Annotated in this window: 13 protein-coding genes; 5 read left to right on the top strand and 8 right to left on the bottom strand. The window is 66.1% G+C overall.

What is annotated here, in order from left to right:
- Window positions 1-61: 61 nt before the first annotated feature.
- The 8 genes from ABIC78_RS17020 to ffh all read right to left on the bottom strand — a co-directional run bounded on the left by ABIC78_RS17020 (window position 62) and on the right by ffh (window position 6,928).
- On the bottom strand, window positions 62-2,323 hold the full coding sequence (locus tag ABIC78_RS17020) for a S9 family peptidase (RefSeq protein ID WP_168352848.1): 2,262 nt from the start codon (window positions 2,321-2,323) through the stop codon (window positions 62-64).
- Window positions 2,324-2,418: 95 nt separating this feature from the next.
- Window positions 2,419-2,799: a 50S ribosomal protein L19 gene (gene rplS / locus ABIC78_RS17015; RefSeq protein ID WP_022678358.1), complete on the bottom strand. Its 381-nt coding sequence runs from the start codon at window positions 2,797-2,799 to the stop codon at window positions 2,419-2,421.
- Complete coding sequence (gene trmD, locus ABIC78_RS17010) at window positions 2,777-3,682, bottom strand: tRNA (guanosine(37)-N1)-methyltransferase TrmD (RefSeq protein ID WP_168352847.1); 906 nt, start codon at window positions 3,680-3,682, stop codon at window positions 2,777-2,779. Before trmD ends, rplS begins: the two co-directional genes overlap by 23 nt.
- Window positions 3,683-3,785: 103 nt before the next feature.
- Window positions 3,786-4,172: a type II toxin-antitoxin system VapC family toxin gene (locus ABIC78_RS17005; protein WP_168352846.1), complete on the bottom strand. Its 387-nt coding sequence runs from the start codon at window positions 4,170-4,172 to the stop codon at window positions 3,786-3,788.
- Entirely contained in the window at window positions 4,172-4,444 is a 273-nt protein-coding gene (locus tag ABIC78_RS17000) for an AbrB/MazE/SpoVT family DNA-binding domain-containing protein (RefSeq protein WP_022678361.1), read from the bottom strand. The genes ABIC78_RS17005 and ABIC78_RS17000 overlap by 1 nt, the downstream gene beginning before the upstream one ends.
- Window positions 4,445-4,474: 30 nt before the next feature.
- Window positions 4,475-4,963 carry a ribosome maturation factor RimM gene (gene rimM / locus ABIC78_RS16995; RefSeq protein ID WP_354490948.1) on the bottom strand — a complete coding sequence of 163 codons (489 nt, stop codon included), beginning with the start codon at window positions 4,961-4,963 and terminating at the stop codon, window positions 4,475-4,477.
- Window positions 4,964-4,978: 15 nt separating this feature from the next.
- Window positions 4,979-5,377 carry a 30S ribosomal protein S16 gene (gene rpsP, locus ABIC78_RS16990; protein ID WP_022678363.1) on the bottom strand — a complete coding sequence of 133 codons (399 nt, stop codon included), beginning with the start codon at window positions 5,375-5,377 and terminating at the stop codon, window positions 4,979-4,981.
- A gap of 39 nt (window positions 5,378-5,416) precedes the next feature.
- Window positions 5,417-6,928, bottom strand: a complete 1,512-nt coding sequence (gene ffh / locus ABIC78_RS16985) for a signal recognition particle protein (protein ID WP_028658413.1) — start codon at window positions 6,926-6,928, stop codon at window positions 5,417-5,419.
- 352 nt (window positions 6,929-7,280) lie between these two features.
- Here ffh and ABIC78_RS16980 point away from each other — a divergent pair, with 352 nt between their 5' ends.
- The 5 genes from ABIC78_RS16980 to ABIC78_RS16960 all read left to right on the top strand — a co-directional run bounded on the left by ABIC78_RS16980 (window position 7,281) and on the right by ABIC78_RS16960 (window position 12,675).
- Window positions 7,281-8,954 carry a putative bifunctional diguanylate cyclase/phosphodiesterase gene (locus tag ABIC78_RS16980; protein ID WP_354490945.1) on the top strand — a complete coding sequence of 558 codons (1,674 nt, stop codon included), beginning with the start codon at window positions 7,281-7,283 and terminating at the stop codon, window positions 8,952-8,954.
- Window positions 8,955-9,015: 61 nt separating this feature from the next.
- Window positions 9,016-9,837 (top strand): diaminopimelate epimerase, encoded by an 822-nt coding sequence (dapF, locus tag ABIC78_RS16975; protein ID WP_354490943.1) that lies wholly within the window; start codon window positions 9,016-9,018, stop codon window positions 9,835-9,837.
- 35 nt (window positions 9,838-9,872) lie between these two features.
- Window positions 9,873-11,093: a MiaB/RimO family radical SAM methylthiotransferase gene (locus ABIC78_RS16970; protein WP_354490941.1), complete on the top strand. Its 1,221-nt coding sequence runs from the start codon at window positions 9,873-9,875 to the stop codon at window positions 11,091-11,093.
- On the top strand, window positions 11,090-12,016 hold the full coding sequence (gene ftsY, locus ABIC78_RS16965) for a signal recognition particle-docking protein FtsY (RefSeq protein ID WP_054132562.1): 927 nt from the start codon (window positions 11,090-11,092) through the stop codon (window positions 12,014-12,016). Before ABIC78_RS16970 ends, ftsY begins: the two co-directional genes overlap by 4 nt.
- The gene (locus ABIC78_RS16960) at window positions 12,013-12,675 is read left to right on the top strand and encodes an inner membrane-spanning protein YciB (RefSeq protein ID WP_022678368.1); all 663 of its coding nucleotides are present in this window, start codon (window positions 12,013-12,015) and stop codon (window positions 12,673-12,675) included. Before ftsY ends, ABIC78_RS16960 begins: the two co-directional genes overlap by 4 nt.
- Window positions 12,676-12,693 lie beyond the last annotated feature (18 nt).

Raw genomic sequence — 12,693 nt, 5'->3', positions numbered from 1 at the left:
CCGTTCCTTAGCGGCTGGTTCCAACCAGCCAAGCGAAAGGGGCTTTTGCCCCCCAAACGTCTTATTTGCCGCTGCCCGCGCCGTTGCGGTCGAGAAAGCGGAACATCGTCTCGTAGAGATGCTGGCTCACCTTGGGCCCGCTGATGCGGTGGGTGTAGCCGGGATAGAGCATCATCTCGAACGGAATGGCCTCGCCCTGCATCTTGGCGATCAGCGCGGTGCTGTTCTCGAACACCACGTTGTCGTCGGCCATGCCGTGGACCAGCAGCAGCGGATCGCGAATCTGCCCGGTTTGCTCCAGCGCGCCGGCGGCCTTGTAAACCTCGGGCACCTGCTTGGGATTGCCGAGATAACGCTCGGTATAGGCGGTATCGTAAAGCTCCCACTTGGTGACCGGCGCCACGGCGATGCCCGCAGCCCAGACGCCAGGATGCGCTTCGAGCATCTTGACCGTCATGTAGCCGCCATAGGACCAGCCAAACGTGCTGACGCGCGCGGGATCGACATAGGGCTGGGTCTTGAGCCACTGCGCACCCGCCAGTTGGTCTTCCACCTCGACCGTGCCCATCGCGTGCCAGATCTTGCTGCCGAAATCGACGCCACGGTTTTCCGAGCCGCGGTTGTCCAGCGCGAAATAGATATAGCCCTTGGCCACAATCGCCTGGGCCAGCGCGCCCTGCCAGCCCTTGTGCACCACGTTCGCGGTGGGGCCGCCATAGTGATAGGTGAACACCGGATAGCGCTTGCCCGGCACCATCGGCGGGGTGATCATCATGTAGTGCAGCGGCGTGCCGTCTGCCGCCGCGATCGTGCCGAACGTGGCGGGACGATGCGCCGCCAGATAGGGGGCATAGGCGTGGGCCGCGTCCACTTTGTTTTCCTCGATCCACGCCAGCCGCTTGCCATGGGCATCGGCCAGATAGGATTGCGGCGGCTGCGCATCGGCGCTGCGCGTGACGATCAGGGCCTGGCCCTTGCCGTCCATGCTCGCTTTGTTGTCAAAGGCCAGGTCGGTCAGCCGCGCGATCTTGTCGGGCGCGGTGAGCGACAGGGCATAGACCTGCCCGGCCAGCACATCGTCGCGCGTGCCAGCGAAATAGACGCGGCCGGTCTTCTGGTCCACGCCAACCAGGTCGGTGACGACCCAGTCCCCCTTGGTCAGCTGCTGCCAGCGGCCATCCTTGAAGCGGCGATAGAGATGGCCAAAGCCATCGCGTTCCGACCACCAGATCAGGCTACCATCATCGAGGAAGCGATAGTTGCTCGACAGGTTGATCCAGCTCTTCTCGTGCGCCTGCTCGGTGAACAACACGTGCGAAGCACCGGTCGCCGGGTCCACCGCCAGCATATCGAGCCGGGTCTGCGCGCGGTCCAGCCGCTGGACATAGAGCGTCTTGCCATCGCTCGCCCAATCGACGCGGCCGAGATAGATGTCCTTGTCCGCCCCCAGGTCCACCTGAACGCGATGGCCGCCATCGGCATCCATCAGCCACAGCGAGACATCGGCATTGGCGCCGCCCGCCGCGGGATAGCGCTGGTCATAAGTGCGCGTGCCATCGGCGCCGATCGCCGCACGCGTCACCACGCCCACGGCCGCCTCGTCAAAGCGTTCCACGGCCAGGCGCTTTTCATCGGGCGCCCACCAGAACCCGCTCATGCGGTTGAGTTCTTCCTGGGCAACGAACTCCGCCTCGCCCCAGTGGACGGTTTCGGCGCTTTCCTCTGGCGTGATCGCGCGCGGCGGCGCCTTGCCATCGGCCGGCGCGATCCACAGCCGGCGATCGCGCACGAAGGCCAGGGTATCGCCCTGCGGCCCAAGGCGCGGATTCAACTCGCCCCCGGTGGTGCCGGCAATCTTGCGCACCTTGCCATCCAGCCCGGCGAGCAGCAGATCGCCATCGAGCGGCACCAGCACGGTCTTGCTGTCACTCGCCCAGTCATAGCTGACGATGCCCTTGAGATCGCCGATACGCTGGCGCTCGCGCTGCATCTTTTCCGCTTCGCTCAACACCCGGCCCGACGACAGCTTGAGCGAATCGACCAGCATCGACCACTTGCCGGTCTTGCGATCAAAGCCCCACAGGTCGAACCGCTCGCGATCGTCGGCACGGTTCTTGAGCAGGGTGAGATAGCGCCCATCGGGCGACAGCTGCACGCCGCGCGGGGTGGGTCCGTTGAGCGAGGGGCTGGCGAACACCCGTTCGAGCGTCAGCACGGGAGCGGCGCTGGGCGCGGTCACCGGGGCTGTTCCAGCAGGGGCGGCATGGGCAAGAACAGGGGCGCAGACCAGCGCCGTGGCAAGCAGGTGAAGGCGGAATTGCATGGCAAGGGGATGTTCCCGATAAGCAAAAAAGGCGCCCTGGCGGATATGCCAGGACGCCTTTTTCACGGTCATTTCCGTGTCGCGGCGGCGGCTTCTCAGCCTTCCTGGCCGGGGCGCGTGTCACGGCGCTCGGCAATACGGGCGCTTTTGCCGGTGCGGCCGCGAAGGTAGTACAGCTTCGCACGACGCACCACGCCCCGACGGACGACGGTAATCGAATCGATGTTGGGCGAGTAGAGCGGGAACACGCGTTCCACGCCTTCGCCGAACGAGATCTTGCGAACGGTGAAGTTGGAGCCCATGCCGCGGTTCGAACGCGCGATCACGACGCCTTCATAGGCCTGAACGCGGGTGCGCTCGCCTTCAACGACGCGCACGCCGACGCGCACGGTATCACCAGCGCGGAATTCGGGAATGGTCTTCGACGCCTTGAATTCGGCGATCGCTTCAGCTTCAATCTGCTGAATCAGGTTCATTTTTCAAACGTCCTGCACTTTTTTGCCGCGCGCCAGAGGCAGACTGGACCCGAACGCCGACGTGGCGCTCCCAAAGATCCGGCCTGCGTAACCGTGTGTCATCCTCGGATTGGCGTTGCCGCCATTCCGCGATCTTCGCATGATCCCCCGATCGCAGCACTTGCGGGATCGTGCGCCCTTCCCATTCCTGGGGGCGGGTATAGTGGGGATATTCGAGCAGCCCGTTTTCGAACGACTCTTCATGCCCACTAGAAGCCGCGCCCATTACGCCGGGAAGCAGGCGAATGCAAGCATCGAGCAGCATCAGCGCGGCACATTCGCCGCCCGACAGGATGATGTCTCCCACCGAGACTTCCTCCACCTGGCGGCCCTCGAATATGCGCTCGTCAAAACCCTCGAACCGGCCGCAGACGACAATGACGCCGGGCCCAGCCGCCAGCTCGCGCACGCGGGCCTGGGTCAACGGCTTGCCGCGCGGCGTCATCGCGATGACGGGAATGTCCTCCCCGGCCCGGGGAGGGGGACCAGCCGCAGGCTGGTGGAGGGGATTGGCGTCCTCAAGCGGCGTTTCAGGCTTAGAGTCCCCTCCACCACCGGCTGCGCCGGCGGTCCCCCTCCCCGTATCGGGGAGGATCTTCTGCAGCATCACCCCCCGCGCATGATCGATTGCCTTGGCCAGCACATCCACGCGCAGCACCATCCCTACCCCGCCACCGGCCGGCGTATCGTCCACCGTGCGGTGCTTGTCGGCGGCAAAGTCCCTGATCTGCACGGGATCGAGCGTCCACTTCCCCTCCCCCAGCGCGCGCCCGGCCAGGCTCACGCCCAGCGGCCCGGGAAACATCTCGGGGTAAAGCGTGAGAACGGCAGCGTGGAAGGTCATCTACAAAAAAGTCCTGCTCAATCCTCCCCGACACGGGGAGGGGGACCAGCCGCAGGCTGGTGGAGGGGCCTTGGCGTGCGGGAGCGGCCTTGGCAACCGTGCTTCAATCCGCCCAATTCTCGATCTTCAATCCTGGCACATCGGCAAAATCGCGCGCGTTGCGCGTCACCAGCGTCAACCCACGTTCCAGCGCCTGCACGCCGATCAACCGATCGAAGCTCTTCCTGCACACACCAATGGCGCGCACCATGTCGCCATAACGACGGGCACAGGCACGGTCGAAATCGAGCGTTTCCAGGCTGGCCACGAAAATATCGATCTTCTTTGCGTCCCGCCCAGGATCGGCAGACGTGCGTATACCGGCCATCAGTTCGGCGACCGATATCGTGGAAACGAACAGCTTGCCGAAATTCTCGCCCATGCGCGCGGCAAGTGACTCGCTGCGCCCGGCGAGAAAATCAATGCATGCATTGGTATCGAGCAGGTACATCAGGCCGCTGCCGGATGGTGCGGCGTGTCGGGCCAGTCATAGTCGCCCTGGTCGGTGTCGCCGCGCCCCTGCGCCATGAAGGCTTCAGACACGCTGCCAAACAGCCGCAGAAAGGCCTCGCGCGATTGCGCTTTCCGCCAGGCGGTCATGCTGCCATCGGCATGGGGAACCACGATCAGTTCCTCGCCCGCCTCGATGCCAAGCCCTTTCGGCAGGCGCAGGGCCACCGAATTGCCGGACTTGAAACTTCGGACAGTGAATTGCTCGGTCACGGCAACCTCCGTATATCCGGGAGGTATATACTATTCCGCGTAGAGAGCGTCAATCAACAGGCGGTCCGCGTTCCATTCGGGCACCGCTTCGGCGCGCATCGGCACCATGAAGCGCTTGCCATCGGGCCGTTCGATATCGAGCACGTCACCCGCGCCGTAATTGTCCACGCCCACGCAGGTGCCCAGCATGGTGCCGTCGGTGGAATGGGCGGGCAGGCCGATCAGGTCGGCATGGTAATATTCGCCATCGGCGAGCGGCGGCAGGGCCGAGCGCGGGACGGTCAATGCCGTGCTGCGCAGGCCTTCTGCCGCGTTGCGCGTGGTGACTTCGGCAAAGCGGGCGATTGCCCCGCCCTTGCCGTCGTCGCGCAGCTTTTGCAGCGTCAGCGTGCCGCCGTTGAACGCCTTGTAGGCTTTCAACGCCGCCACGCCTTCACCAAACAGCTTGAGGCGCACCTCGCCGGCCACGCCATGCGCGCCGGCGATGGCCGCAAGCGTGACCGGACGATCGTGCGTCATGCCGCTTGCCTAAGCTCAGGCTTCGGTGGCTTCGGCAGCCGGTTCGGCGCTGGCAGCAGCGGCCGCTTCAGCAGCAGCAGCGGCCTTTTCAGCGCGATCTTCAGCGCGTTCCTTGGCCTTCTTGCCGGGTTCGCCAGCCTGCGGGTTGTTGGTGGGGGCGCGTTCCTTGATGCCGGCCTTGTCGAGCAGACGGGCAACGCGGTCGGTCGGCTGGGCGCCAACGCCGAGCCAGTAGCGCACGCGGTCTTCGACCAGGCGCACGCGGTCTTCGGCGTCCTTGGCGAGCAGCGGGTTGTAGGTGCCCACCTGCTCCAGATACTTGCCATCGCGCGGGGCGCGGCTGTTCGAAGCAACGATCTTGTAATAGGGGCGCTTCTTGGAACCGCCACGCGACAGACGCAGAGAAACAGACATTCGACTACCTTTCAAACAAACTGAAAAATCAGGATAAAATCATTTCTTCTTGAGCAGGTCAGCCAGGTTTGACGGCAAGCCGCCACTGCCCATGCCGGGCAGGCCGGGAAGGCCGCCACCGCCGCCCATACCGCCAAGGCCGCCGCCCATGCCGCCGCCGAGCCCACCGGGGCCGGCCTGCTGATCAAGGCCCGGCATCGCGGCGCCAAGGCCACCCTTGCCGAACAGCGCGCCCAGGCCCTTGAGGCCGCCCATCTTCTTGATCTGCTTCATGGCCTTGGCCATTTCCATGTGCATCTTCAGAAGCTTGTTGACGTCCTGCACCGTGGTGCCGGACCCCTTGGCGACGCGGATCTTGCGCTTGGCGTTCAAGAGTTCGGGCTTGGTGCGCTCCTTGGCCGTCATCGAACCGATGATCGCATCCATGTGCAGCAGCACCTTGTCGTCCATGCCCGACTGCGCCATCGCCGCCTTGGCCTTCTTCATGCCCGGCATCAGGCCCGCGAGCGCGCCCAGGCCGCCCATGCGCTGCATCTGCTGCAACTGCATGCGCAGATCGTTCATGTCGAACTGGCCCTTGGCCATGCGCGCGGCGAGCTTTTCAGCTTCGTCCTGCTTGATCGTCGCCGCCGCCTTTTCGACGATCGAGACGATATCGCCCATGCCCAGGATGCGGCCGGCAACACGTTCGGGCTGGAACGGTTCGATCGCGTCGAGCTTTTCGCCGGTGGCGGCAAACTTGATCGGCTTGCCGGTAACCGCGCGCATCGACAGCGCCGCACCGCCGCGGGCATCGCCATCCATGCGGGTCAGCACCACGCCGGTCAGGTCAACCTCGCCAGCGAACGCCTGCGCCACGTTGACCGCGTCCTGGCCGGTCAGCGAGTCGACGACGAGCAGGGTTTCCTTGGGCACGGAGATGGCAGCGACTGCCTTCATCTCGTCCATCAGCGCCTGGTCGACGTGGAGACGGCCAGCGGTATCGAGCAGCAGCACGTCCACGGCCTGAAGCTTCGCGGAATGCAGTGCGCGCGTGGCGATTTCCACCGGCGACTGGCCCGGCACGATCGGCAGCGTGGCAACGCCGGCCTGCTCGCCCAGCACGCGCAGCTGTTCCTGCGCGGCGGGGCGATTGACGTCGAGCGACGCCATCATCACCTTCTTGCCGCGCTTTTCCTTGAGCAGCTTGCCGATCTTGGCCGTGCTGGTGGTCTTGCCCGAACCCTGCAGGCCGACCATCATGATCACCACCGGCGGGGCGGCTGCCAGATCGAGATCGGCGGCCTCGCTGCCCAGCATTTCAACCAGCGCGTCGTTTACGATCTTGACGACCTGCTGGCCCGGCGTGACCGACTTCAGGACCGACTGGCCAACGGCTTCTTCGGTAACGCGATCGATGAAGCGGCGCACCACCGGCAAGGCCACGTCGGCCTCCAGCAGGGCGATGCGCACTTCGCGCATGGCGGCGCGAACATCGTCCTCGGAAAGCGCGCCGCGCCCGCGCAGGCGGTCGAATACACCGCCAAGCCGGTCGGAAAGACTGTCGAACACGCGCTGCTCCATTGCCAAAACGGGCGCCGCCAGCCGATAACGCGAAAAACGCCGGTGGGCGAAACCTCGCCGACCAGCGTGCGCCATCCAACAGGGGGCGTACAAAACGACTCTGCGCAAGCGCCGGCGAATCCCGGCTCTGGCAGAGCGGTGCCCTTACCCGCGCCCTTGCCCGATTGCAACCCTGCGCCGCGCCCTCCTGCGGCAAAAATGCCGGCCAAGCGGGGGCTTTGGGCCCCTTAACCAATCTTTCAACAGCCTGCACGTAGTTTCCCGCAGGTGGGTAACAGGGCATGCATGCAAGCTGCCCCCCCGGGGGAAACGAGCAGGTAACGGTATGGCAAGTGCGGCAATGGAAAGCGGCCAACCCGCATCAGCGGCACCAACCGGCATCGCCCGTGCCGAGCGCGATGTCGTCGCCCTGGGCATCATCACCGCAGCGATCATCCTGTTCGTGGGGTCCGGTTCGGCAGTGCTCACCCGCGCCTTGCGCCATGTGCTGTTCGGCGGGGCGAGTGTCGATTCGGTGCTGGCCAATGCGCTCTTGCTCAATATCGCGCTGATCATCTTTGGCTGGCGCCGGTATGTAGAACTGACCGGCGAAGTGCGCGAGCGGCGCCGGGCGGAAGAGACCGCCCGCACCCTGGCCTTTACCGATCCGCTGACCGGCTGCCTCAACCGCCGCAGCCTGGATGGCGCGATCGAAGCCCTGGTGGCTGAGGCCCGCGCCCATGGCGACGCCGTGGCGCTGTTCATGCTCGATCTCGACAAGTTCAAGCGCGCCAACGACCTGCATGGCCACCAGACCGGCGACGCGGTGCTCGTGGCAACGGCCGATCGCCTGCGCGCAACATTGCCGGCAGGCGCGATTATCGCCCGCATCGGAGGCGACGAATTCACCTGCGCCATGCGGTTTGACCCGGCGCGCGCGGCGATGGTCGAGCAACTGGCCGAAAAGCTCAATGCCACGCTGGGCGAGCCGGTGCGCCTGCCTGATTGCGAGGTGGATATTTCCGGGTCGATCGGCCTGGCGCGCAGCGATGGCGCCACCATGCCACCCCAGGCTGACGACGCGACGATCGCTGCCCGCCTGCAACACCACGCCGATCTCGCCATGTACCAGGCCAAGAGCGGCGGCCGCAATCGCTTCTGCTGGTTCGACCCGACGATGGAAAAGGAACTGCGGTTCCGCGCCGAGCTGGAAACCGGCATCCGCGAAGGCATCGCGCGCGGCGAATTCGTGCCCTATTACGAAAAGCAGATCGACATCGACACCGGCCGGCTTTCCGGTTTCGAGATGCTGGCCCGCTGGCAATCGCCACGCCATGGCCTGATCGCACCCGACGTGTTCATTCCCGTGGCCGAGGAAATCGGCGTGATCGCCGAACTTTCGGAATCGCTGATCCGCCAGGCGCTGGTCGATGCCCGCGAATGGGATCCCTCGCTCACGCTGTCGGTCAATGTCTCGCCCTTGCAACTGCGTGATCCCTGGTTTGCACAGCGCCTGCTCAAGCTGTTGGTCGAGGCCAATTTCCCCCCGCACCGGCTGGACGTGGAAATCACCGAAACCTGCCTGCACGAAAACCTGCCGCTGGTCCGCTCGTTGGTCGCCAGCCTCAAGAACCAGGGCATCCGCCTGAGCCTCGATGATTTCGGCACCGGCTACAGCTCGATCGCGCAGCTGCGCTCGCTGCCGTTTGACCGCATCAAGATCGACCGCAGCTTTGTCTCCACGCTCGACAGCTGCAAGGACAGCGCCACGATCGTGGCCGCGATCACCTCGCTCGGCCAGGGGCTGGATCTGCCGCTGACAGCCGAAGGGATCGAAACCGAGGGCGTGCTCGAAGAGCTGCGCAAGCTGGGCTCGTTCAAGGGCCAGGGCTTCCTCTATGGCCATCCGCAGGATGCCCAGACGGTGCGCGCCGCACTGGCCGCCGACGATCTGCTGATCGGCAACGCCACCCCGGCCGACGCAGCCGCGCAAGAGCCGGCAACGCCAGGCCAGAACCGCGCCGCGCTCGGCTGAACCCGGTGTGACAAGCAGCGCAGCCATTGCGCCGCCACCCTTTGCCGCCTAGATCGCGCCCATGCGTATTCCGTTCATCAAGATGCATGGCCTGGGCAACGATTTCGTCGTGATCGATGCGCGCGAAACCGCGCTGCCGGTCTCGCCCGCGCGCGCGGCCGCGCTGGCCGATCGCCACACCGGCATCGGCTGCGACCAGTTCATCGTGCTGGAACCGTCGAACCAGGCCGACGTGAAGATGCGCATCTTCAATCCCGATGGCAGCGAAGTGGGCGCCTGCGGCAACGCCAGCCGCGCCGTGGGCCTGCTGCTGGGCGGCGAACGAGCGGGCCGCACCCGCATCGAAACCGGCGGCGGCCTGATCGAGGCGCAGGCAAGCGAGGCCGGCATCGCGGTGGACATGGGCGCCCCCCGGTTCGACTGGAATGCCATTCCATTGGCCTATGCCATGGATACCATGGCCATGCCGCTGGCCTGGGAAGACCTGGAAAACCCCGTGGCCGTCAACGTGGGCAACCCCCACGCCGTGTTCTTCGTGCCCGATGCCGCCGCAGTGGACCTGGCCCGGCTCGGCCCGATCATCGAGCATGACCCGGTCTTTCCCGAACGCGTCAACGTCAACGTGGCCAGCCTGGTCGGCCCCGATCACCTCTCGCTGCGGGTGTGGGAGCGTGGCGCCGGGCTGACCCGCGCCTGCGGCACCGGCGCCTGCGCCACGGCAGTGGCGGCGATGCGCCGCAAGCTGGTGGGACGGAGCGTGACGGTCGATCTGCCCGGCGGCGCGTTGCGGATCGATTGGCCCGAAGGCGGCCATATCGTCATGACCGGCCCTGCCACCACCAGCTTCGAAGGCGCATTCGACGACGCGCTCTACCCGCTCTGAGGCCGGCCTTGGCCCAAGCAGCCTCTGCGCCTGACGTGGCAACCGATCCTGTGCTGGCCGATCCTGCGCTGCCCGATCCGGCTGGCGTGGTGACGCTGGGCTGCCGCATGAACCTGTCGGAAAGCGAGACGATCCGCCATCTGCTGGCCGCCGCGCCCACGCCCACGGTGGTGGTCAATTCCTGCGCCGTCACGGCAGAGGCGGTGCGCCAGTCGCGCCGCGCCGTGCGCCGCCTGCGCCGCGATCATCCCGGGGCACGCCTGCTTGTCACCGGCTGCGCCGCCACGATCGATCCCGCCGGCTTTGCCGCCATGGCAGAGGTGGATGGCGTGGTGCCCAACGCAGCCAAGCTCGATCCCGCCCGCTGGCAGGTGCCTGCCCCGGCCGTGCCGGTCGCCGCATCCGAGCGGCATACCCGCGCGTTCGTGGCGGTGCAGAATGGCTGCGACCACGCCTGCACGTTCTGCATCATTCCGGCCGGGCGTGGGGCCAGCCGGTCGGTGCCTGTGGCGCAGGTGCTGCATACCCTGGCCGGCCATCTGGCCCACGGCGTGGCCGAAGTGGTGCTGACCGGCGTTGACCTGACCAGCTGGGGCGCAGACTTGCCAGAACCCGCGCGCCTGGGCGATCTGGTGGCGGCGATCCTGCGCGCGTTCCCTGCCCTGCCCCGGCTGCGCCTGTCGTCGGTCGACGGGGTGGAGATCGATCCGCTGCTGCTCGACCTCTTGTGCCACGAGCCGCGCGTGATGCCGCACGTGCATCTCTCGCTGCAATCGGGCGCAGACATGGTGCTCAAGCGGATGAAGCGCCGCCACAGCCGTGCCCAGGCGCTGGTCCTGGTTGAAACCCTGCGGCGGCATCGCCCTGACATGGCGATCGGCGCCGACCTGATCGCCGGCTTTCCCACCGAGGACGCCGCCATGCATGCCGAGAACCTGAGCATCGTGGCGCAGGCCGGCATCGTCCACGGCCATGTCTTTCCCTATTCCCCCCGCCCCGGCACGCCCGCCGCGCGCATGCCGCAAGTGCCGCCGCCGGTGGTGCGCGAACGCGCCGCGCAACTGCGTGCCGCCGTGGCGCAAACCCGTGCGGCCTGGCTGCAAGGTCTGGTCGGCCGCCCTGCACAAGTGCTTGCCGAACGCGACGGCACCGGCCATGGCCCGGATTTCGCGCCCTATCGCCTGCCTGCCGGCACCGCGCCGGGCAGCCTGGTGACGCTGACACCTGAAAGAATCGAAGAAGGAATGCTGGCATGAGTAGCGACAGCTGGTCGGATCGCCTGGTAGGCGGGCTGCGCAAGACCTCGGAGCGGCTGGCCGGCAACCTGGCGGGCTTTGGCGGCGCCACGCGCCTGAGCGAGGCCCAGCTCGACGAGATCGAGGACGCGCTGATCATGTCGGACCTGGGCCCGCGCGCGGCGGCGCGCATCCGCGCCAAGCTGGCCAGTGCCCGGTTCGAGCAGGGGCTCGATGATGCCACCCTGCGCGGCGCCGTGGCCGATGAAATCGCCGCGATCCTGCGCGGCGTGGCCAAGCCGCTCGATATCGTCGCCTTTCCCCGCCCGCAGGTGATCCTGGTGATTGGCGTCAATGGTTCGGGCAAGACCACGACGATCGCCAAGCTGGCGCACCTGTTCCAGGAACTGGACTATTCGGTAATGCTGGCGGCAGGCGACACGTTCCGCGCCGCCGCGATCGGCCAGCTCAAGGTTTGGGCCGATCGGCTGGGCGTGCCCATCATCACCGGGCCCGAAGGCGGCGATCCCGCCTCGATCGTGTTCGACGCGGTCAAGGCAGCCACCGATGTTGGCACCGACGTGCTGATCGTCGACACCGCCGGCCGCCTGCAGAACAAGCGCGAGTTGATGGACGAACTGGCCAAGGTGCGCCGCGTGCTCGGCCGCCTCAACCCTGAGGCGCCGCACGACGTGGTGCTGGTGCTCGATGCCACCAACGGCCAGAACGCGCTGTCGCAGATCGAGATTTTCAAGGATGTGGCCGGCGTATCGGGCCTGATCATGACCAAGCTGGATGGCACGGCGCGCGGCGGCGTGCTGGTGGCGGCCGCCGAACAGTATGGCCTGCCGATCCACGCCATCGGCGTTGGCGAAACCATCGACGACCTTCGGCCGTTCGATCCCGATCTGGTGGCCAAGGTGATTGCAGGGGTGTTTCAATGAGCGCGGACCAGGCCCAGCCCAAATCGCAGCCCAAATCATCCTGGGTGAACCTGGCGGTCGATTATGGGCCGCTGCTGGTGTTCTTCCTGGCCTATCGCCATTTCAGCCCGGACAAGAGCAGCGATGCTGGCGTGGGCGCAGTGGTGGCGATCACCAAGAGCACCGTGGTGTTCATGATCGCCACAGTAGCCGCGCTGATCGCGTCGAAATGGCGCCTGGGCAAGGTTTCGCCGATGCTGTGGCTGTCCACCACGCTGATCCTGGGCTTTGGCACCCTTACCGTGTTCCTGGGCGATCCGTTCTGGATCCAGATTAAGCCCACGGTGATCTACCTGCTGTTTGCCGCCGGCCTGTTCATCGGCCTGGCGCGCGGCAAGGCGGTGCTGCGCATGCTGCTGCAAAGCGCGTTCGACGGGCTGGATGAAACCGGCTGGCGCAAGCTGTCGCGCAACTGGGCGTGGTTCTTCCTGTTCCTGGCCGTGCTCAACGAAGTGCTGCGCCATACCTTGACCTTTGATGGCTGGCTGACGGCCAAGCTGTGGGGCGTGAGCGCGCTGTCGTTCCTGTTCACCTTTGCCCAGATCCCGATGCTGCTGCGCCATGGCCTGGGCAGCGAACAGGGCGTGGAAGAGGCCGAGACCAACACGCCACACGATTGATCGCACCGCGTGGGGGAA

It is taken from the genome of Novosphingobium sp. 1529, from assembly GCF_040544855.1.
GTDB lineage: Bacteria > Pseudomonadota > Alphaproteobacteria > Sphingomonadales > Sphingomonadaceae > Novosphingobium > Novosphingobium capsulatum.
Note: the sequence above shows the minus strand (reverse complement) of the source record. Positions and strands in the feature narration are given on the sequence as shown.